Origin of the sequence: Mesorhizobium sp. M0898 (assembly GCF_040319695.1) — a bacterium.
In the GTDB taxonomy this organism is placed as follows: domain Bacteria; phylum Pseudomonadota; class Alphaproteobacteria; order Rhizobiales; family Rhizobiaceae; genus Mesorhizobium.
The window spans coordinates 78,928-99,324 of the sequence record NZ_JAMYOE010000015.1 but is presented as its reverse complement, the minus strand read 5'-3'; the positions used below and the strand labels follow the sequence as shown (position 1 = coordinate 99,324).

At 58.2% G+C, this 20,397-nt stretch carries 20 protein-coding genes and 1 pseudogene; 17 read left to right on the top strand and 4 right to left on the bottom strand.

Translation table 11 applies throughout. The features are described 5' to 3' along the window. Positions 1 to 126 precede the first annotated feature (126 nt). The gene (locus tag NKH90_RS17750; RefSeq protein WP_352619027.1) at positions 127 to 2,082 is read right to left on the bottom strand and encodes a hypothetical protein; all 1,956 of its coding nucleotides are present in this window, start codon (positions 2,080 to 2,082) and stop codon (positions 127 to 129) included. 342 nt (positions 2,083 to 2,424) lie between these two features. Between NKH90_RS17750 and NKH90_RS17745 the strand changes: the two genes are divergently transcribed. After that, on the top strand, positions 2,425 to 2,769 hold the full coding sequence (locus NKH90_RS17745) for a hypothetical protein (protein WP_352820214.1): 345 nt from the start codon (positions 2,425 to 2,427) through the stop codon (positions 2,767 to 2,769). On the opposite strand, the gene NKH90_RS17740 is transcribed toward NKH90_RS17745, so the two are convergent. After that, positions 2,668 to 2,919 (bottom strand): DUF6074 family protein, encoded by a 252-nt coding sequence (locus NKH90_RS17740; RefSeq protein ID WP_352457909.1) that lies wholly within the window; start codon positions 2,917 to 2,919, stop codon positions 2,668 to 2,670. The genes NKH90_RS17745 and NKH90_RS17740 overlap by 102 nt on opposite strands. Before the next feature lie 75 nt (positions 2,920 to 2,994). On the opposite strand from NKH90_RS17740, the pseudogene NKH90_RS17735 reads away from it, so the two are divergent. From NKH90_RS17735 to NKH90_RS17690, 10 genes and pseudogenes are all read left to right on the top strand, one after another. Continuing rightward, positions 2,995 to 3,192, top strand: a pseudogene (locus NKH90_RS17735) (transposase); the annotation flags it as partial. 644 nt (positions 3,193 to 3,836) lie between these two features. Beyond that, positions 3,837 to 4,034 carry a hypothetical protein gene (locus NKH90_RS17730; protein WP_023722969.1) on the top strand — a complete coding sequence of 66 codons (198 nt, stop codon included), beginning with the start codon at positions 3,837 to 3,839 and terminating at the stop codon, positions 4,032 to 4,034. 660 nt (positions 4,035 to 4,694) lie between these two features. Then, positions 4,695 to 4,922 (top strand): hypothetical protein, encoded by a 228-nt coding sequence (locus NKH90_RS17725; RefSeq protein ID WP_352508310.1) that lies wholly within the window; start codon positions 4,695 to 4,697, stop codon positions 4,920 to 4,922. A gap of 548 nt (positions 4,923 to 5,470) precedes the next feature. Further along, the gene (locus NKH90_RS17720; RefSeq protein WP_352820198.1) at positions 5,471 to 5,713 is read left to right on the top strand and encodes a DUF982 domain-containing protein; all 243 of its coding nucleotides are present in this window, start codon (positions 5,471 to 5,473) and stop codon (positions 5,711 to 5,713) included. Positions 5,714 to 5,943: 230 nt separating this feature from the next. Continuing rightward, the gene (locus NKH90_RS17715; protein WP_352820197.1) at positions 5,944 to 6,189 is read left to right on the top strand and encodes a DUF982 domain-containing protein; all 246 of its coding nucleotides are present in this window, start codon (positions 5,944 to 5,946) and stop codon (positions 6,187 to 6,189) included. An 8-nt stretch (positions 6,190 to 6,197) separates the two neighbouring features. Further along, a complete protein-coding gene (locus NKH90_RS17710) occupies positions 6,198 to 6,443 on the top strand; it encodes a DUF982 domain-containing protein (RefSeq protein ID WP_352473718.1) in 246 nt (81 codons plus the stop codon). 8 nt (positions 6,444 to 6,451) lie between these two features. Next, positions 6,452 to 6,691: a DUF982 domain-containing protein gene (locus NKH90_RS17705; protein WP_352508313.1), complete on the top strand. Its 240-nt coding sequence runs from the start codon at positions 6,452 to 6,454 to the stop codon at positions 6,689 to 6,691. A gap of 48 nt (positions 6,692 to 6,739) precedes the next feature. After that, positions 6,740 to 6,970 carry a hypothetical protein gene (locus NKH90_RS17700; protein WP_352508314.1) on the top strand — a complete coding sequence of 77 codons (231 nt, stop codon included), beginning with the start codon at positions 6,740 to 6,742 and terminating at the stop codon, positions 6,968 to 6,970. Positions 6,971 to 7,231: 261 nt separating this feature from the next. After that, positions 7,232 to 9,130 (top strand): DNA ligase D, encoded by a 1,899-nt coding sequence (gene ligD, locus NKH90_RS17695; RefSeq protein ID WP_352820195.1) that lies wholly within the window; start codon positions 7,232 to 7,234, stop codon positions 9,128 to 9,130. A gap of 107 nt (positions 9,131 to 9,237) precedes the next feature. Beyond that, the gene (locus tag NKH90_RS17690) at positions 9,238 to 10,899 is read left to right on the top strand and encodes a DNA polymerase/3'-5' exonuclease PolX (protein WP_352820212.1); all 1,662 of its coding nucleotides are present in this window, start codon (positions 9,238 to 9,240) and stop codon (positions 10,897 to 10,899) included. A 21-nt stretch (positions 10,900 to 10,920) separates the two neighbouring features. On the opposite strand, the gene NKH90_RS17685 is transcribed toward NKH90_RS17690, so the two are convergent. Beyond that, positions 10,921 to 11,559, bottom strand: coding sequence for a hypothetical protein (locus NKH90_RS17685; protein ID WP_352820194.1), 639 nt, complete (start codon positions 11,557 to 11,559; stop codon positions 10,921 to 10,923). Between the two features lie 376 nt (positions 11,560 to 11,935). On the opposite strand from NKH90_RS17685, the gene NKH90_RS17680 reads away from it, so the two are divergent. The 5 genes from NKH90_RS17680 (at position 11,936) to NKH90_RS17660 (ending at position 17,667) form a co-directional block, all read left to right on the top strand. Further along, positions 11,936 to 12,094, top strand: a complete 159-nt coding sequence (locus NKH90_RS17680) for a hypothetical protein (protein ID WP_352682150.1) — start codon at positions 11,936 to 11,938, stop codon at positions 12,092 to 12,094. A gap of 1,324 nt (positions 12,095 to 13,418) precedes the next feature. Then, complete coding sequence (locus tag NKH90_RS17675; RefSeq protein ID WP_352492316.1) at positions 13,419 to 14,288, top strand: MBL fold metallo-hydrolase; 870 nt, start codon at positions 13,419 to 13,421, stop codon at positions 14,286 to 14,288. A gap of 355 nt (positions 14,289 to 14,643) precedes the next feature. Then, positions 14,644 to 15,096: a YidB family protein gene (locus tag NKH90_RS17670; protein ID WP_352503351.1), complete on the top strand. Its 453-nt coding sequence runs from the start codon at positions 14,644 to 14,646 to the stop codon at positions 15,094 to 15,096. 15 nt (positions 15,097 to 15,111) lie between these two features. After that, positions 15,112 to 15,579, top strand: coding sequence for a tetratricopeptide repeat protein (locus NKH90_RS17665; RefSeq protein WP_352820193.1), 468 nt, complete (start codon positions 15,112 to 15,114; stop codon positions 15,577 to 15,579). A gap of 1,167 nt (positions 15,580 to 16,746) precedes the next feature. Continuing rightward, a complete protein-coding gene (locus NKH90_RS17660; protein ID WP_352516188.1) occupies positions 16,747 to 17,667 on the top strand; it encodes an ArsR/SmtB family transcription factor in 921 nt (306 codons plus the stop codon). 233 nt (positions 17,668 to 17,900) lie between these two features. Here the strand turns inward: NKH90_RS17660 and NKH90_RS17655 are convergent, their stop codons facing one another. Further along, entirely contained in the window at positions 17,901 to 18,824 is a 924-nt protein-coding gene (locus NKH90_RS17655) for a glycoside hydrolase family protein (RefSeq protein WP_352508321.1), read from the bottom strand. 398 nt (positions 18,825 to 19,222) lie between these two features. Between NKH90_RS17655 and NKH90_RS17650 the strand changes: the two genes are divergently transcribed. Further along, positions 19,223 to 20,395, top strand: a complete 1,173-nt coding sequence (locus NKH90_RS17650) for a glycosyltransferase family protein (protein ID WP_352467856.1) — start codon at positions 19,223 to 19,225, stop codon at positions 20,393 to 20,395. Positions 20,396 to 20,397 lie beyond the last annotated feature (2 nt).

Genomic DNA, 20,397 nt, shown 5'->3' with positions numbered 1-20,397 from the left:
TCAGCTATTGCACATGAACATAGGACATTTCGGTACCCATTGGCAGCTTCGCGCGTGAACTCGACTGAAGCCGATGTGCCGGCTGAAGATGCATCGTCAGAACGGGCGATTGAACCCGTCATGGCTCTATCGATTATCGACTAGATTGAGCTTGTCGAAGAAAATACGATTACGCTTTTTGGCGTCGCTGAGCATCTTCGTGTAGTCCATAACCTCGTAGTAGACCCTGTGATTGGCGTGATAGCCGTAGAATCCCTGCTTGTCCGGCGTCATTGTGGCATTGAAGTCAGTGAGAACTTGCCTGAGTTTTGGCGTTAAGTCTGCCACCACGAAAATCGTGGCCGGAATATCTGCGTTCGCGATTGGGATCGCTCGACCCTTATGTAGGTACTTACCGCCGCGGATCGCGTTGATCACTTTTGCGGCCTGAAGAACGGGGTTCTCATCACCCGCATACTTGTTGCGCCCCGGTTGCTTGAACTCAATCACAATGATTGAGTTCAGCGGATGCTCGTCGTCGGGCCGCTCACCGCTGAAAATAATTTTTTCATCAAAGATGACGATGTCGCCTCTCTGCTTATCCTTCGAATCTACGACTGACAGCGCGTTGTTTCGCTTATCGGACGAAATGAACGAATGGAATGTGAGGCGCTCGTCGATCATCCAGAGATTCTGCTCGCTGGAGGGGATATCTTCAGAGCTATGCTGCATTGGAAATACGAGCTGATGCACGACCTTTTCGAGCGGGTAGTTCTTCTTGTCCTCAGGCAACTTGACTGCGCGTTCGAGGAAATCAAGGATGATCCGTCTGTGCTGAACGTACTGGGCTAAGGCTGACACTCCAAGCTCATTGTACCGGTCCAGGAATTCGGTGAACTCCTTGTGGTATGACTCGTAATCGGTGATCTTGCTCGCCTCGCGAATGATGCGAGTGCTGTCTTTCTTGAGTTCAGTCTCCCGCAAGAACAGTTCCCGGTGGAGTATGCCTTCCATCTCAGACCGAGACGGTGTCGGAGTGATCTTGTTTAAGAAGCTGCCGGCGTGCTTGAGAAGCATCCGATATTGTGGCGCCTCTTCTTGCACGTACCGACGAATCCTATCGAGCTTGACAGAGTTGATGGTCTCGATGACATCCTTCAGATCGTCCTCCACGAACGCTAGTGCCGAAGCGCGTATATCCGTTTTTGGAATGAGCTTGTGATCCGAGAGGGGAAGTTCAAGCTCGGCATCATCAGGATTGCCGAACTCGAAATCGGTACGATTGGTGTTGACGTGTTCGGTGAGGTAAGGGCTCTGGACGATGCCAAGGTAGAAAAACGCCTTGCCGTCGTAGTCCTCAAGCCGGGATGTCAGATTTGGAAGATGGTCTGCTAGGCGGTCGCTGAGGACTGACCGTTGATCCGCAGCGTAGACAAGCTTGTGCTTGGTCGCCCGTGAGGTGGGAAGTCGGAAACCATGTAAAGTGAATGAGTATCCACCGACTTCGAAGGGATAAGCCGAAGCCGTGGCCTTATAGTCTCTTTCAAAAATTTCTTTGAGGTTATGCTTGAGCCCAAGGTCGTTAACCTGAACTGCCGGACACTCCTCGTCCATCAGTACAAGGATGAAGTGTTCGATGAGTTTCTGGATAAGCACTTCCGAGGTGCGGGGGCACTGCCCGTGATATTCCGGCCTTAGTTCCACAAGCTCGATTGTTGTGCCTGTCGCATGTCGCGTGACAGATTTGGGGAGGCCGCGCAGGTCGTCTACATCGTAGTTCTCGTCAAAGGTGAAAGCTCGAGTGAGCAATGCGCCGTCGTCATCCTTGAACGTGCTTTCGATGCGCGCAAATGCAAAGGCCTTGAGCCAGGTGAAGCGACCCAAGCCCTTGCCGCCTCGACTCAGTTTGTGTGGCGAGAACGCAGTATTAAAAGAGTCGTAGTTGGCATCGTCGAGACCGATGCCGTTATCAATGACTTTGAACCCGCTGATCGGCGGAACTTCCAGGTCGAGTTGACGGCCGTCGCGAACGACCTCGACCGTCATGCGTCCGGGCGTACCCGTCGGCAGTTTCGCTTCCTTGATTGCCTGAAACGAGTTCATGACTGCTTCGAACAATGGCAGCAATGGGCGCCACTGCAGTACGGTGGTCTGCCGTACCTGGTTAGCGATATTTACACGGATAGACATTAGCCGCCGTTGCCCCTTGCGCCGTATCCTACCACTAGATGAACATTCAGGCCGCGCAAGTGATACCAGGTTCTCCTTTTACACACAGCGGTGTCATCAAGACAGAACCGGGCGGAAAGACCTCGGACCCTTATAGGCATCTCAGTGCGAGAATGACGCGAACCATACTCGATGTTCATGCTTCGTGCTTCGAAAGTCGCATAAAAAGGCAGTCTGGAACTCAACGGCGGCTCATTGGTTTTGCGGGTTCAGCTCGTGGAAAAGGTCCGTCGGCCTTCCGTGAATGCGGGTTTCCGCATCGCCTACCTCGATTTGGTCGATGACTGCCGGACAGGCGAGGCGGAGCCGTATCTCGCCCGAGAGCACATTCGCGCGCATGATTTCGACGAACGCGCCTATCTTTTCATCCGCAGTGAGAAACCTGCGTTTGACGGATGCAGTGGTGCTACGCTTGTGGAGCCCGGGGCGTATGCGGCAATCCTTCATCGTGAGCCGATGCTATTGTGCAAGTTTCGCAGCACTGCGGGTGGCGATATCGCCCAAGACAGCATGAAGAAGCGTTCCAACTTCCTGTTCGGCGACCCCGGGTGCAATTCCTGATTCGGACAGTTGAACGAGAATTGCCTTGGCGGTGTTGCGCCAGAAGGCGTTCGCGTCCTTCCCGTTCTTGGATTCCAGGACCCGGGCGATCCCTTCGACCAACTTCCGCCGCCGATGCAGCGGAAACGCGCTTATGTTTGAATCACACATCGATCACCTCACCCCTTCAGTCGCGCGAATAAGCATTGGCGGGTGAGAAAATTTGGTTAACAGCGCTTTTGGACAATGGTCAGCAATGGAATAAAGCGTCTATCCAACAAGCCAAGAGGTGTGCCACGTGTTGATGATCGGCGCGTGCTGAACGGCATCTTCTGGGTGCTGCGCTCCGGTGCTCCATGGCGCGACCTGCCTCAGCGCTATGGCCCGTGCACCACCTGTTGCAACCGCTTCGTCCGATGGCGAAAAGCAGGTGTGTGGCTGCGCAGTAACGAGTCTACGGCCTAAGGTTTGCGGAGCCTCACGCCGGCGCGGCTGCCGTTCTCCGGGATGAACTCGACGCCGGCGGCCTAGAGGGCGATGCGCAAGGCAGCAACGGTTCGCTCTTGTGTGGAGCCCTGTCGGGCCGCGACATCTACTTAATGTCTATTCTAGACAGTCGCCGCGACCATAACTTTTGATAACAGGTCAGGGTCGCGGGATGCCGAGCCGCTTGAAATACCGGGTTACGTCCGGATGCTCGCGATCGTCCCGCCTCAACCGCGCAAGCGCGTCATCATCGCCGGCGAGCGCCATAGCCAAACCGGGAGCGCTTATTCTCCACGGAGCACCGGGCATTGTCTGGTTGTGAAGACGGTGCTTGATCACCAGCCGCCTGAGTGTGTCTTCGCTTACGTTGTAGTCGTACCTGAACAGATCAATGGCCCTCTGGACCGTGATCGCCTCTGCCCGTGGGATCTAGAGCGGCCGAAGCCGTTCGCCTGTTGCCGGCGCTGTTTTGACACGGCGCGCATTGGTCATTCGGCCCGTCGCGCTTTTCTGCGGCCCGCCGTTTCGCCCGACATCAGGGAACGATATCGCCCCCCATGTATTAGAAACCCATGGACACTATGGAACCCCACGGCCACGGGATGGCGGCCGATCTTTTGACATCGGAAGTTGCCAATGCCAGGCAGCGCATCCACCGGACCGAGCTCGCGCTTCAACGCACTGAAGAAATGCTGGCGGAAAATCTCGCGCTGTGCAGCAGGATACGAACTGCGGTCGAGGCCGCAGACCGCTTGGTGAAGATCGATCCCCCCAGCTTTGAAGGACGTCGCGCGGGTTGAACTGGGCCGGCGTTTCATTCGCCTTGCGGCACCCTGCCGCAAGAGCCTGCCCGTTGGCATCACAGCGTGAGCAAACATTGGACAGAAGCATTCCAACGTTCACGATGTGCAACGCCGACGCTAGATAGACACGAATTTCAGTTCAAAGAGCGAGGTTAATGCTGCGGCAAACGAAGGGGGCACGGGGGGTCTTCGCGCGAGCCAGTTATCCGATCTCCCGCTCAGAAATTTCTACCAAATATTCCGACCTCCTGATGGAACCCATTCGTTGCGGGCGAGTTGCGGCTGATTGGGACGGACTTCCCGAACATGACAACGAGCAACAAAGCAGACCATCAGTCTGTCTCCGAAGCGTTTCGGAAACTGATCCGTTCCGAAGGCTATCGTCATCACGTACAAACGTTCTTAAATCTGGAGGTCGAACCAGAACTGCCGCCAACCCTACAGTCATTACTTGCGGCTATTGATCGGGCCAAACAGGGCCCGACGGAAGAAGCTCCCTAGCCGGCTGGCTGAGCGTCAGCTCAAAGAGTATAGAGGCTCGCTTCGTGGCTTGTCCCCCTGATTCCCACGCAGAAGTTATCAAACATTCTTCTTGATTTTTCTCGACAGAGGATCATGAATGTTCTCTTGGGTTCTCGCTGAGGTGGGAGGCCTTGTATGAACGTTTGGACGAACTGCCGACCCGACAAAGTGACTGCCAAACACCTTGTTCACGAGCTGATCCTACAAGCCCGTCGCGGCCAAATCATCTCCGTCAAAGAGACTATTGCAGCGGTGCGCCGAGACCGGCCACATCTGGCGGAAACTGACTGCGAGATGGTGGAGCTTATTGTCAATGTTGCCCCAGCCTTTGGCCTGTTCGTCGGGTTCGATCTTCGCGAATAACCGCCTCCTCAACAGGGCGGACCGTCGCGACACGGTCTCGATCAAAGCGGCATTACGCGAAGCTCGGGAGACTGCGCCTTATTTGGTGGCCTCCGACGAAGAACTAACCGAGGCAATCGTCGAGGCAGCAACTGCCATGGGCCTCTGCGTGGCTTTCGACGCCCGGGAGTAGCTGTCGGCCGACTTCGGTGACCTCGCAATGGGCGCGCGCCCGTATGCTGTCATTCATTCTCAATATTCCGGCCTTGGCGTGACAGTCCTCACATTAACGCTCTCGCCGAGGACAAATAACCATCGGATGCCGCAGATTTCCGACTGGTCCTTTTACGCGATCGTCGCAACGAGTAGACCGACAACAAGCGAAATGACCAGGGCGACACCCACCGGAAGATGATGCATACCGGCTTCGTACCGACCGCTTAGATAACCGTCGATGAACCTTTGGAAACATCCCGTCACGGACTCAGACATGCCTAACAAACGGTAATCGTCCTCATCGCTGAGCCGGTTAGTAGAGACGAAACCCGCTAGCCGCCTGGGGTCCATTCATGGCTCTCCACTGGTTCAACCCTCCGGTCCCCGTCAAGACCGAGCGTCCCGGGATCATCCACAACGTCAACAACGCCGAGACTGCCGGCGAGGAGCTGATGAAGTGGACCAAGCGTGGCCCTTGCTGGGACCTCGCGGTGCGCGTTTGCATTGCTGTGATTTTCGACGAGATGGAAGCTGAGGAGGCTCGTAAGGCATTCCTGGCTGCTGCAAAAGAGGAGGGGACATTACTCCCCCAATGAGAACTTAGCTAAATTGGATGCGGTATAAGGTTCTAGGTGTCTATTACCAACACCGCCTTCGCGAAAGGAGCCCGCCGCCGGTGAGGGAGAGGCGACGGACCCCCCACAGCGGCTGCACATCCACGAAGAATCCCGCTGCCACCTCTAAACCCGCGAGGGCCTACATCGTTCCTTAGCTGCGGCTAAAGCGGGGTTGGTCGGCGGGCTCTTGCCGCTCTAAGTTCCCCCTTATGGGTCCTCTCTGGTTCTCTCCACCGGTCTACGTGAAGACGAAACGTCCGGGCATTCGCAATGGGGTCAGCCACGTCGAGGGAGCCGCCGAGGGACTCATGGCGTGGGACACAAACGGCCCCAAGTGGACCAAGGCGGTCCAATCCTGCGTCGATGCGTTCGAGGGCAGAGCCTCCCCCCATGAGGTCCGTGAAGCCTTTGAGGCGGCTGCCAAGGAGGCCAACGTGTATCTCTCCCCTGAGTAGGAGGTATCATGGCGCCCATCTGGTTCGTCCCTCCGGTGTTCGTGAAGACTGAAACCGGTGTCAGGCATGGCTGCAACAATGCGAAGGAAGCCCTTGAGCAGCTCAAGATGTGGACCCGGCGAGGGCCTCGCTGGCATAAGGCGGTGACCCTCTGCCTGTCAGCCTTGGAGGGCGATTCGATTGACCCCCACATAATACGAAAGGCCTTTGAGGCTGCCGCTAAGGAGGCCAACGTGTATCTCTCCCCTGAGTAGGAGTTGTCGTGGCAACCCATTGGTTCTCCCCTCCGGTGTACGTCAAGACCGACCGACCTGGGGTCACCTACGGGTGCAACAACGTCGAGGGTGCCGCCGAGGAACTCATGAAGTGGACCAAGATGGGACCTAAGTGGAGGAAGGCTGTGCAACTGTGCGCCGACCCCTTTCAGGACCGTGTGACTCCGGAAGAGGTCCGTCAGGCTTTCGAGGCTGCTGCCAAGGAGGAGAGGGGGCTGCGTGAGTAGCAGGCCGGTGCCCATGGCTATGTTGGGAAGGACCCGTTAGGCTGTCTAATGCTGACCAAGTCCGCGCTGCTCGAAATAGACCCGGATACGAGAGCATTCACTCTGGTCGGCGCATTTATGGGCCATTTTGCACTTCTTGAAACTGGCATCGGAGCTGCTCTGGGCGAGGTACTTGGCGTCAATGGGGCCCGTCGAGTAATCATCAATCGTAACATGGGGTTCGACGAGAAGATCAAACCGTACCCACAGGGGACCGGAACCGGAATGTCGGGTTTCTAAAGCCGATGGCAGAAAGCGGATATTGCTGGGGCGGCATTTGAGAGCACGTTCCTGCTCTTGATTATTGCCAGTGAGCTGTGCGCGCAAATCGGAGGATGGAAGGGCCGGAGGCAGGAAGTACGGCCTCAGGCCGAGGCGCTAATCAAGCGGGTCGGCAATGATCGCGAAAAGCTCAATACGGCCTGCAGCGAAACTAAAGAAGTAGTCGCGCGTTGGACGCGGATAACGCTGTTTTCATCTCTGAGTATGATTTAGGACAGAGTGGTCAAGCCAACGTCGCATAAGGCAATCAATGCGTCGAGCGCTAATCAAGCGAAGTCGCCCGCTCGTGACGAGGTCACTTTAGCGCCGCCCGCTTTCCGGCCGGTCCAGCTCGCAACGCTCGTGAACACGGTCCCCGCCGGCGATCGTTGGATCCATGAGATGAAATACGACGGCTATCGTATTCTCGTTGCCGTCGGCGGGGGCGACGCGCGAGCCTACACACGATCTGGTCTGGACTGGTCTAGCCGTTTTCCCTCGATCCTCTCCGAGGCTCGCAAGCTCAAGGTGCGCTCCGCCCTGATTGACGGCGAGGCCGTGGTTGTCGATGCGGAAGGAAGATCTAACTTCCAGGCGCTTCAGAATGCATTGAAGGGTGCCCCGGCGACTATCGACTTTTATGCGTTCGATCTGCTGCAGCTCGACGGCGAAGATCTGGCAAGGCTTCCTCTTCTTGAGCGCAAGGCGAAGCTGGAGGCGATCTTGCCTGCGAAAAATCCGGTCCTTCGTTACTCCGACCATATCGTCGGCCGCGGAGAAGAGCTGCTCGATCGCTTCTGCGCAGCCGGCCTTGAGGGCGTCATCTCAAAGCTCGCGGATTCGAGTTATGTGGCGGCCCGCGGCGCAAGCTGGCTGAAGATCAAATGCATCAGGCGGCAGGAATTTGTGATTGTCGGCTGGACGCCGTCCGACAAGGTCCGCGCGTTTCGGTCCTTGATCCTTGGCGTTCATGACGGCGGCAAGCTGCGTTACGCCGGGAAAGTCGGCACCGGCTTCGATACCGCTGAACTTCTTCGTCTTTTGAAGATCATGGCGCCGCTTGAGCAGAAGGCCGCGACCGTCGACGCACCACGCGCCGAAGTGCGAGGCGCACACTGGCTCCGTCCGAAACTGGTCGCTGAGATTGCCTTCACCGAAATGACAAATGAAGGGACGTTACGACATCCGAGCTATCTTGGTCTTCGCGAAGACAAGAAGCCGGAGGCGGTCGGGCTCGAGACGGAACGTCGTGCAGCCGATCTCGCCGCGTCTGCGACAACCGCCATCGCGATAAGTAATCGTGACCGCGTTATCTATCCGGAGTCCAACATCACCAAGGGACAGCTCGCCGACCACTACGCAGCGGTCGCGGCGATCATGCTTCCTTGGGTTGGCAGCCGGCCGATCAGTCTGGTTCGATGCCCACAGGGCCGCGCGAAGAAGTGCTTCTTCCAAAAACACGATGCGGGCAGCTTTGGCGACAAAGTCCACCACGTCGGCATCAGGGAGAAGGACGGGCACGAGGAACCATATCTCTATGTCGACGATGCCGACGGACTGATGACGTGCGTCCAGATGGGAACGATTGAGCTGCATGGATGGGGAGCTCGGATCGAGGATGTCGAAAAGGCCGACCGCCTCGTGTTCGACCTCGACCCCGATGAAGGCCTCGATTTTGAGGCCGTCCGCGCCGCTGCCTTTCAGTTCCGCGCTATCCTTAAATCGCTTGGGCTTACGACTTTCCCGATGCTGACGGGAGGCAAAGGAGTGCACGTCATCGCGCCGCTCACCCCTGGCGCCGAGTGGCCAGAGGTTAAGGACTTCGCGTCTCGCCTGGCGCAGGCGGTCGCCCGGAGCGATCCGGCCCATTTCACGGCCGTGTTGTCAAAGGCGCGCCGCAAGGGTCGCATCTTTGTGGACTATCTACGCAATCAGCGCGGGGCGACCGCGATCATGCCTTACAGCGCGAGATCACGTCCGGGCGCTCCTGTCGCGGCACCGATCACGTGGGCGGAGATGAAGACAATAGACGCGCCCTCTCATTTCCACGTGGGCGATGCTCCTGAATTAAATAAACGCGCAGCCTCCAAAGCTCTGGCGGGGTGGGGTCGCGCTGACCAATCCTTGCCCAATCTGTAGCGTCCGACGCGGGAAAAGGCAGTAAAGCCGGGATTTAAAGGGCAACGCGGCGCTCATGGTCTTGCCTGATTGGAACCTGCGGAGATCGGCCTCGTTTGGCTGAAGCCATGGCAAAAATCGATCCGAGGGCCGTCGCCAGTCTTTTGAGGGAATACGCGCAACGGGCGTCTATGCGCGGCGATAATCCCTATCGCACAAAGGCATACTTGCGCGCGGCAGAAAGTCTGACGGCGCTGTCGCAGCCGCTTGATCGGATCATCGCCGCCGGCGCCCTCACCAAGATCCCGGGGATCGGTGATGCGATCGCAGACATCGTGACCAAGCTTTACCAAACCGGCACGCACCCGAGCCTTGAAAAGCTGCGCGAGGATGTTCCAGCGGGCGTGATGGAGCTGTTTGCCATACCCGGGCTTCGTCCCGATAAGATACTGAAGCTTCATCAGGCGCTCGGCGTGAACTCGCTGGCGGAGCTCGAGGCCGCTGCAAGAGAAGACCGCATCCGCCCAGTCAAAGGCCTCGGCGCCGCGCTTCAGACAAAGCTGCTGCAGAACCTGGCCATCGTGCGAAGCGGCGAAACGCAACTTCACCTGCACAAGGCCGCCGCTCTTCTCCACCATGCGGTCATATCGGTAAAGCAACAGCATCCAGAGTTTTGGCGCGTGGAAATTGCAGGTGACTTCCGACGCGGTTGCGAGCTTGTTTCCGACTTCGCCCTGGTAGCGCAGGCCAGAAAGTCGACTGGAATCGAGGATACGACCCTCAGGCTTGTTGTCACGGACAGGAAGCACTTTGGCGCGAGCCTGCTCGAAGCAACCGGTTCGGCAGACCACCTTAAGCAACTGAAGACGTTCGCGGCCGTCAAGGGATTCACCCTAAACGCGGACGGGCTTCATCGCGGGAGAAAGCTGATCGCGTCAGTGACAGAAGAAGAAATCTACCAAGCTCTAGACCTGCAGTTTATCGAGCCTGAATTGCGCGAAGGCAGGGACGAGATTGAGCGAGCGGCAAAGCAGAAGCTGCCCGACCTCATTCGGGATGAAGATCTGCATGGCATCCTGCATTCTCACACGACCGCATCCGATGGCACCGAAACGCTTGAGGCAATGGCTGAAGCCACGCGCAACCGCGGTTTCGAATACTATGGTGTCGCCGATCATTCGCAGTCCGCTCACTATGCAGGCGGCCTTTCGTTGCAGGAGATTGCTGAACAGCACCGCGAAGCTGACCGGCTGAACAAGGCGTACAATGGAAAATTTCGCATACTGAAGGGCATTGAGGCTGACATCCTGGCGGATGGCTCGCTCGATTACCCGAATGATATCTTGGAGCAGTTCGATTTCGTTGTCGCGAGCGTGCACAGCCGCTTCAAGTTGCCAAAGAAGGAACAGACGGAGCGTATCATTGAGGCGATCGCAAATCCCCGGACGACAATCATCGGGCACATGACCGGTCGCCAGCTGTTGCGGCGGCCCGGTTATGATCTCGACGTCGAAAAAGTCCTCAAAGCGTGTGCGAAACACGGCGTCGCTGTCGAAATCAACGCACATCCGTGGCGACTCGACCTCGATTGGCGCTGGCATCAAAAGGCACTCGATCAGGGCTGCATCTTCAGCATCAATCCGGACGCTCATTCGATCCGCGAGCTCGACCACATGCATTGGGGTGTCGAGATGGCGCGCAAGGGCGGTGTCCCTGCGAAGCGGGTGCTGAACGCGATGCGTTTGGCGGCCCTCCTTGCGCATCTCGCACGGCGCAGCCAAACGGCCTAACCTGCTTGTGCGCCCGGCCTATCAGTGCAGGAGTCCGTCCTTCTCAAAATCTTCCCAGCCACGCAAATTGGAGTGCGAGTTCTCATCGTGGCCATAGCCACCTGAAGCTGCAGTTTCGCGACCGCTTCTTTGAGCGCGTTTCATAGCGGCCCTCCCCGCGGCTCGCCGCCTATTCTCTGCAGCTGTCGCTGCGTCCTGTTCGCGCCAGACCGTTACCAGGTCGCGGTCAAGCACATCCTCCACGTGCTGCGGGTCGAACACGTGAAAGGTGATGTTCCTTGCCCGCCCGCGGAGTTTCACCGTTTTCGTCCCGGCGCTCTGCAAGCGACCATCTTTCAGCCAGCGGTGCCGTTCGGCCGTCGAGATCGTCAGAATGTCCTCGATTTCACGGGGGATTACGGGCAGGTCTTCGATATTCTGCAGTGCTTTGGATATGATCCCGAATACCACCTGCCCATCATTCTCGGCGCCCTCAGACAGGCGCAGGGTAAGCACGCGGGACTCGATATTGAGCAATTTCCTGAACTCCGTTGGAAGGCGGGCGCGTATTTCGAGAAAAATACCCCTCGCTCTGACCGACGATCCAAACGTTGCAGCCGGGGTTAAAGGCCACTCTCCAATCAGCTTCGCTGTTGCATTGATTTTTCGGCGCGTGGACATGCCCCTTTATATAGGTCACCGATTGTCGGCAAGCGATGAGCCGATCGCAAAGCCAACATGAGTTCTAATCCGCCAGCGGTCTGAACCACGATGCCCTGAAGGCGCAACCACGATTGTTAGCGGGGCCGCTTGCAACTTCGGCTAACAGGAAGCGGCAGAGTTGATCACAAGGTGCGATATCAGGCGCGTTGCCGCCTGGCGGCTTTTTGGGGGCCGTTTGCTGTCCGTCCGGTTATTGCCGAGGGACCAGTTAAAGCCGCCGTTCGGCTCACGACCTCTTCGCGGAATACAAGGCAAGTTCAGATCCCGCGGAAGCTGACATTGAACTGCCTCTCCGTTTACACATTTGGCAAATGTTGCGAATGGAGGGAGTTGCATGTTTGAAGGTTTCTCGCTGGAGCAGATCAAACTTCCGGAAGCGACGCTCAGAGTGCGGGTTGGTGGAAGGGGCCACCGCTTCCTGATGCTGCACTTCCTCGCACCCATGCCACTTGGCATCGCGTGGCGCCGATTTTGGCTGAGGAATACACCGTAATTCGCCCTGGTCTTCGGTGCTCGCCCTTGCGGTGTGTCGCAACACAATCAGCGCGTCCGGTTTGCCGTGAACAGATCTTGCTGATGCACCAGTTCGTCCGCGACGGGCTGACGGAGGCGGCGTGTGCCATTCGGGTGGATGGCCGAAAATAACCCCACCTCTGCATGACGCGAATTGTCCCAGCCCGGGTAGGCCGTTATCGGGTACAGGCAAATACCCTCGAATCGATGCTCCGACACCCATAGCGGCACGCACCTCGTCGCGGCATACATAGTGGAGCCAAGCCGGCCCGCCGGATCCCTCTGAGCCGGTCTCGGCAATGAACATCGGCTTACCGTACCGATGAGCAACCTCGAGCAACATTTCCGACAAAGCGCGGTACTCATGGTGTCCCATCGATATCGTCGGCCCGTTTATTTCCCATTGATTGTGCGGCTAGAAATTCAGGCCCACGACAATCGACAACATCTTCGCTCCCGCCCAACTCAGGTTCGACGCGGCCCAGCAACATGTCGTAAGCTTCGAACTGCCCCTGACGGGCGTTTTCGGCCCGACCCCGTTCGCTGCGGGTCCGGTCACGAGGAGCGATTTGGATAAGGGGCTCGGCCCAGACAAATCTGCAGGCGGGGTCGATCTCCCGCATTGCACGAACACCCGCGATGGCAGCCTTCACGAGATGCCGCTTGAACCAGCACGTTTGTTCGGCCCCACGCGGGAAATAGCCGACCTCAACAGCCCATGCGAAAAAGGAGATCTAGTTGATGGGACACAACAGAGGCGGTGTTCCCGCGATCGAACGCTGTACCCTCACGGCTTCTGCCGCGAACGAGGCATAGGCATCGATGAAATGCAGCGATCCCTGATCGACATGGTCTGGAGATCCGTAATGGAAGATGTCCCAGATAACCTGGACACCTGCCGATCGGGCCGCCTCGACCATTGGCGCCCAACTTGACCAGTCATAGGCGAAGCTTGCGGAACCGGAGCCTCCACCTGGTGCTCGTCCATACGCCCCACTTCGCTCATTCGAAGTCTTCTTTCAGCAGTCGGCTTCGAACTCGGCCGCCTTGTTAGGACCGGGAACCGCGTTGGCGAAATACCGCATCCAATGGGGCGCGCGCCATCTTCGTTGCTCAGTCCAGCTCGTCCTGGCGTGACCGGGTAATGCCGAACCGATTTGGTCGAGCCTTTGTTCCTGTGGTGGACTGTCCGGAGCTGGGTGGCGAAGGAGGAACAAGGAGGGCCGTGCCAAGTTCGGGGCGATATACCACCGCCGCCGATCGACTCGAGCGGCTGCTCAGCAACAAGAGAGGCACGGGATCACATGACCGTTCAGATTCGACTTTCCGAGATCGACCACGCCAGGCGCGAGGATCGTGGCGACGGCGCTTGGAGCATCGCACCGGACTTGGGCTATTTGCGCCTAGCAATCGTCAATGTCGTGTTCTTCGGCGCACCGGGCAGCGGAGATCGGAACTGGATGCTGATCGATACCGGGTTGCCGACGTCCCGCGGCAGCATTCTTGCGGTCGCGGAAAAGCGGTTTGGCACGAACGCACGGCCGGCCGCGATCATCCTGACCCACGGCCATTTCGACCATGTGGGAACGGTTCTAGACCTCGCGAATAGGTGGGACGTGCCTGTCTTCGCGCATCCACTCGAGCGCCCCTATTTGGACGGAACCGCATCCTATCCGCCACCGGATCCCTGGGTCGGGGGTGGACTGATGGCGCTGCTTTCGCCGCTTTTTCCACGGGGGCCAATTGATCTTGGCAACCGTTTGGAACTCCTACCTGCCGACGGATCGATCCCCGGAATGCCCGGATGGCGATGGCTACACACACCCGGGCACGCTCCTGGGCATATCTCGCTCTGGCGCGAGGAGGACCGCTCGCTGATCGTAGGGGACGCTTTCATCACCACCGGTCAGGAGTCAGTCTATGAGGTCGCCGTTCAGGATCTTGAGATGCACGGTCCGCCGCGCTACTTCACGCCGGACTGGGATGCGGCGGAAAGATCCGTGAAGCACTTGGCTGCCCTGAACCCGCACATGGTCATCAGTGGACACGGTGCGGCTGCCGCGGGAGTGGGCATGCGTCAAGCTCTTGACAGCCTGGCTGAGCGGTTCAGGGTGTTCGCCGTCCCGCCGAAATTGAAATTCGTGCGCGAGCCGGCGGCAGTCCAAGGTAGCTGAGGCTAACCGAGCCGCCGTCGTTCTGAAATATGGTCGAATTGGGCAGACTCTGTCTCTCGACCCGGTAGAGTTACCCCGTCGGGTCGCGCTCTCCATCGTCGCCGACAAACTCTGACAAGCGGAACAAACCCGGAAGGCGCCGGGTTAGGGCGTTCGATCGGCGTAGGGCGACTGCGGGCCAAGCGCCCCGAAATTCTGCGTCAGGAGAAGACGTCAGATGAAAACGAGAACCCGAAGGACGCGTGCTCTCCGCCGGCGAGCCGACCGGCAAGAAGTTGTTCGAGCCCACACGGGTCGTCATCCGCCAAGACTTGGCTTCGATTCGCTCATCGGCCAAAACCGTGGAGGAGATCAAATGGCAAATCTGGGAAGATTGGCGATCGCGATGCTTGGCGTTCTGGCATACCAAAATCGCGACAAGCTCTGTGAATTGATTCCGGGAGCGGGGTATCTTAACCCAAACGACCCGCAACGCAGAATTCTGGCTCAGATAACGAATGGCGTGTCGAGGGCTGACCTTGGTGAGATCCTCGACCGTTTCAGGGAGGTGGGGGCAGGATCGAAGGTCGACTCGTGGGTTGGCAGCGGGCCAAACCAACCGATTGAGCCAAGGGACGTCCAAGCGGCAATGGACGAAGGTACACTCACGTCCATTTCGATGCAGACGGGTCTTTCGCGCGAGGAGCTAATCAGAAGGATTGCGCGGGATCTACCCGAGACAGTCAACGAGATGACGCCGAATGGTGAATGGCCGCCTGAGCCGACACATGGCTTGGATAAGTCGACCCTGCTCGACAATGTATCCTAGGGGACACAGCCAGGAATGCAGCCGGCCAAGGCGAGATCCAGGGTGGCAACTCTACACGGGGGGACGCTCCTGCGCGATCGCCTTCATCCGCTCGCGAACCAAGGGTCTGTTTCGAGCGCGCCGAACGCTCAACTGGCCGCCATCCTGAAAATGCGGCACCGCTGCATCGCGGCGCCCTCGCTCGCGTATATCGGTGAGCGGAAGAAGGCGCGTTCCTGGCTGGCCAAAGCGCTGGCGATCGATCCGGACGACTTCGTGACGCAGTACAACGCCGCTTGCATGCATTCCGTGCTCGGGGAAGTGGAGGAAGCGGTGCGGTACCTGGAAAGAGCCGTCGGAGGAAGCGTGAGTCAGAACGTATTGGAACGAATCCGTCACGAAGTCATTTCGACGCCATTCGCGATCACCCGCGGTTCGTGCAGCGTCTTAGTTCACTTGCCTTGTGACGCACAGCTGTACTTGCACAAGCTTCGGCCTGCCTAGCAGCCGCGTTCGGTTTGGGTGGCGGATTCAACTGATCGCAGCAACACACGCTCTTCTGAAAGATGGAGTGTGAGCCATGAAGCAGCGAAGTCGCATCTACTACTCGGCCGCTCAGCGCCTGAGATTTGGGTTCGATGGCAGGCGGGCGAGTCGATGAGCTCGATCGGACGACGATTCGATCGGGAGTCTTCATCGGTCCGTTCTTGCCGCCGCGCCTGGGCCTTGCACTGGCGGGCTGCCGGCCTTGCCTGTCGCCGGTGGTGTTTTCCCCCACATTTTGCTGCCGCTGCTTGTGCTGCTCACCTGGCCGCTCGCCATGGGCAAGTAGTTCGCCCCGGCATCGTCTCTGCAGGGTTTGCTTCGTCGGCAAAGGACATCGCCAGCGGCCTCACAGCTGCGGTCGATCGCGGCCGAATCGGGATTGATGCTGGCCGACGCGCTGGCCGGCGGCCGCTTCACCCTGTTGAGCCTGCCGGCATTATTGCCGGGGCCGGCGACCGGTTGTTCGATGCGAAAGCCGAGGCTCTTAGACTACAATCGGAGATTCCTGGTTCCTTTGTCGATATCATCCCGCAGGCCGGCCACATGGTCCACCACACCGCACCGCTAGCTGTTCTCGCCATGGTGGACAGGGTCGCTGCCGCGGCCAGCATGAAGTAGGCCGGCACTGGCGGGATCCCGAAGAAGTGGAATCGTGATTTTCGGAAAAGATCATGCTCAAAAGCAATAGGTAGAACGCCGTCCCGACTCTATCGGGTGGCGAATCCGATGATTTACTTCACGGCGGCACGCACTTCAGCGAACCGCATCCTGTGCGTCCATCCGCGCCGGTTCGGCTAACATCGACGTCGAGGTCCCGTATCTTGGGGATTTGGCCAGGGGAACGGCCCCAATTCCGTGTTCGGCTTCTGCCTCTCTTTGTGGCTGCCAGCATCTACCTAGTCGTCTGCAAATCGAGGCCACGGACTGACAAGCACCCCCGCACTACAAGGAGCTGGCGGTCGGAGAACAAAGTAGACATGTCGCACCATCCTTGCGGGTACGGCTTGCGATGCATACTGACGGTCGAGGGCTTAATGTAACCAAATCAACGGCTCGGCGTTTCGGTCAGCGCCGTTGCAATGAGCGAAGCCATAACCTCTGTCACGAGCATAGACTGCCGATTTCATGAATCGCAATTTTCTGGTGATCGAACCTGAGGAAGGCATTGCCGTGCTCAAGGGGCTTGCCTCCTCGGCGCGGATCTCGATGCTGAAACTGCTGCATGAGAAGGGGCCGATGAATGTCAACGAAATCGCCGCCGTGCTGTCGCTTCCGCAGTCGACCGTCTCGACCAACATCCAGGTGCTGGAGGATGCGGGGCTGATCCGCACCGAGAGAGCGAAGAAAGGCAACCGGAAAATCTGCTATCCGACCGCCGAAAAAGTGCTCGTCGTGTTCAAGAGCGAATATCGTGCGGTCAAGAACGACGCGATCGAAGTGTCGATGCCGATCGGGCTTTATACCGGCTTCGAGGTTACCGCGCCCTGCGGCCTTTGTTCGCCGGACGGCATCATCGGTCTGCTCGATGTTCCCAACACTTTCCTCGATCCGGACCGCATGAAGGCCGGTCTGCTATGGTTCACGCGCGGTTTTGTCGAATACCAGTTCCCCAACAATGCCAAGCTCGCCAATGCCGAGATCACCGGACTCGAAGTTGCGATAGAGCTGTCTTCGGAAGTGCCGGGCACCAGCGCCGATTGGCCCTCGGACATCACGCTGACGATCAATGGCGTCGATGTCGGCACCTGGACGTCGCCGGGGGATTTCGGCGACAAGCGCGGCGTCTTCACGCCCACCTGGTGGAAGCTTAAGGGCTCGCAATACGGTAAGCTGAAGAACTGGCGAATTGCCAATGACGGCACCTATGTCGACGGCCTCAGGATTTCCGAAACCGGCCTCGCCGCACTCGATCTGAAGAGCCATCATTCAATCCGCGTCCGTATCGGCGTCAAGGACGATGCCAAGCGCCCCGGCGGGATCAATATTTTCGGCAAGGGCTTTGGAAATTACGATCAGGACATTGTGCTCAGGATCAAAACCGCGTGAATCGACTGGCCGCGTTGCTGCGCTCAGTTACAGTTCATTGCTAGGCTAGGCTTGCAGCTGGCACCGCCGTCCATGAGGCGACCGGCTTGCCTGACGTGTATAGATCCCTCGTCGCAAGCTTTGCCCACTGGCTGCGAATCCCCTGCTACCCTCAATCACCAGTACAAAGGGATCCGTCCCACCAACCAACAGCCAGATTATCCTCCGTTCCGGCAAATGCCGGAACTTACCATCTAGGCAACTCTCGAAAGTATATGCCGATCCAGGTCACACTTAGCCAACCCGAACCGCCAGCGATGGTTCGTAGCCTCACGCCTGCTCTGGTAGAACAAAGTCAATTGCCGGCCTTCGATCATTACGGTCGAATGGCCATTCTCGCCGGGCTCACCAGGGTCGAGAACGGGGCCAACGGAAACGTAGGGACCCTTGACGTCATTGGCGATGGCGAAGAAGACGCGCTGCCGGCTGCCGCGCGGACCTTCGGGGAGGAAGCAGGTGGCGTTAAGAAGCACACGACCGTCCGGCAGCTCGACGAGCTGCGCGCCTTCGATCCCCCATTCGTAATCCGGGTGTTCGCGCGCATTGTGATGCGGCACGTCGAGATGATCGAGTATCTTGCCGAGACGTTTCCATGGCCCGAACCAGGAATCGGATTGGCTGCGCGCCAGATAGACATCAGGCTGGGGCACCCTGGTGAATTTGGGCATGCCTGAATAGACGATATAGCGCTTGCCTCCGACGATTGCGGGGTGGGGATCGTAGATGCCGTCCTCATCGGTGTCGGGCAGCGACAATATCGCCGGATTGAGCACCACCCAATGAAAGCCGTCATTGGAGACCGCGTGCTCGCAACGTCCGCCGGACTTCATGAATTCGGTCTGGATAAACATGTGGAAGACGCCGCACTCATGAATGACGCCGGGCGCCGCAATGCCCGATCCGGTTACCGGCAAAACGATCGCCTCGTGCTCTGTCCAGGGTCCATAAAGATCCGGCGCTGTGGCGTGGAGGATTTTCCAGCTCTCGGTTGTGACGGTGCCGCTGGAGCCGAAGACGTGCCAGAGCGTGCCATCGAACACCGGACAAGGGTCCTTCAGATCATCCACAACCTGCGGGTGAAACAATGGAAAGACGTTGGTTTCAAAGTCGATCTTCATTCGCCAGCCATCCCTCGATTCGTCTCGGGCTCCATTCAAATGAACCACCGGCGCGACTCAGATGAATCGATTCCAAGCGTATTTATAGCTCCGCTGATGAACGGTTGTTGAACGATTGAAGGATTTGAACCGCTCTGTGGCAAAGGGCCACATTTGGGGAGCCCGACCTGACGCGAGGGCTTCATCATGTGGATCGAATGGGGGCGGCCGGCTCGCCCCTTCTCTGTCGAGCCGTCGCAAGTGGAGCGGACGGCTGGTCTCGCCCGAGACAGTTTGGAGCTATGGAACAACTTATCGGGATGGAAGTTATATAGAAGGCTGCGAACTTCATGTCAAAGCTGCCTCGATTGACTTTTGTTAGTCGAGGCATTTTGTAACTATATCGAAGGATAATCTACATGGAAATGGCGGCGGGCCGGGCCAAAACACCAAAAAACCCTGTACAACCGTCTATTTTAATTTGCTTTTCACACCTCCGATGGAACTTCGTATATCAGAGACCACAACACATTCTGACCCTGGCGTCAAAACAGCAACAGCTAATTTACTTCGAAGAGCCGATCTTCGATGAGAGGCGCCACCCTTCGATGCGGGTGCACAATATTACCCCCAAGATCAGAATAGTGACCCCGCTGATCCCAGTTGGTACTTCCGCGACCAGGGCGGACGCAATCCAGCGCAGGTTCGTCGATCAGATCCTCGCCTCCACGCCGCATGACCGATTGACGACCTGGTATTACACGCCCATGGCGCTACGCTTCAGCGATCATCTCGCCTGTGACGTCTGCGTCTACGACTGCATGGATGAACTCTCCGCGTTCAAAGACGCTCCCGCAGAGTTGACGCAGTTGGAAAAGGCGCTGTTGCAACGTGCCGATGTCGTCTTCACGGGCGGGCAGAGCCTCTACGAGGCCAAGCGCAGCTTGCATCGGGCGATCTTTCCCTTCCCGAGCAGCATCGACGTTACCCATTTCCATCAGGCTAGGGCGCCAGGTGAAGACCCATTCGATCAGGCCGACATACCTCACCCGAGGGTGGGGTACTTCGGGGTCATCGACGAACGGCTCGACCTTGAACTTATCGCGCATGCGGCTGCGGCAATGCCAGACGTGCATTTTGTCATGCTCGGCCCTGTCGTCAAGATCGATCGGGCGAGCCTTCCCACGGCAGGCAACCTGCATTGGCTGGGCGGCAAGTCCTATGCAGACCTGCCGAACTATCTCAGGCATTGGAGTGCCGGCTGGATGCCGTTCGCGCTCAACGAAGCGACCCGCTACATCAGCCCGACCAAGACTCCCGAGTTTCTTGCGGCAGGACTGCCGGTGTTGTCCACGGCGATCGTCGACGTTGTGCGTACCTACGGCGTCGAAGGCCTTGTCGAGATTGTCGAGGCGGAGGACATCGAGGCCAAGCTTCGCTCGATCCTGGCCCACCCCCGCGATTTCCTGGTGAAGAAGGCCGACGCCTACCTCGCCGACATGTCCTGGGAGAAGACCTGGAGCGCGATGGCTGCCCACATCGAGCGCGCCCATGCGATGAAGAGCGTCGTCCCATTCCTGAGGAGGGCGTGAGC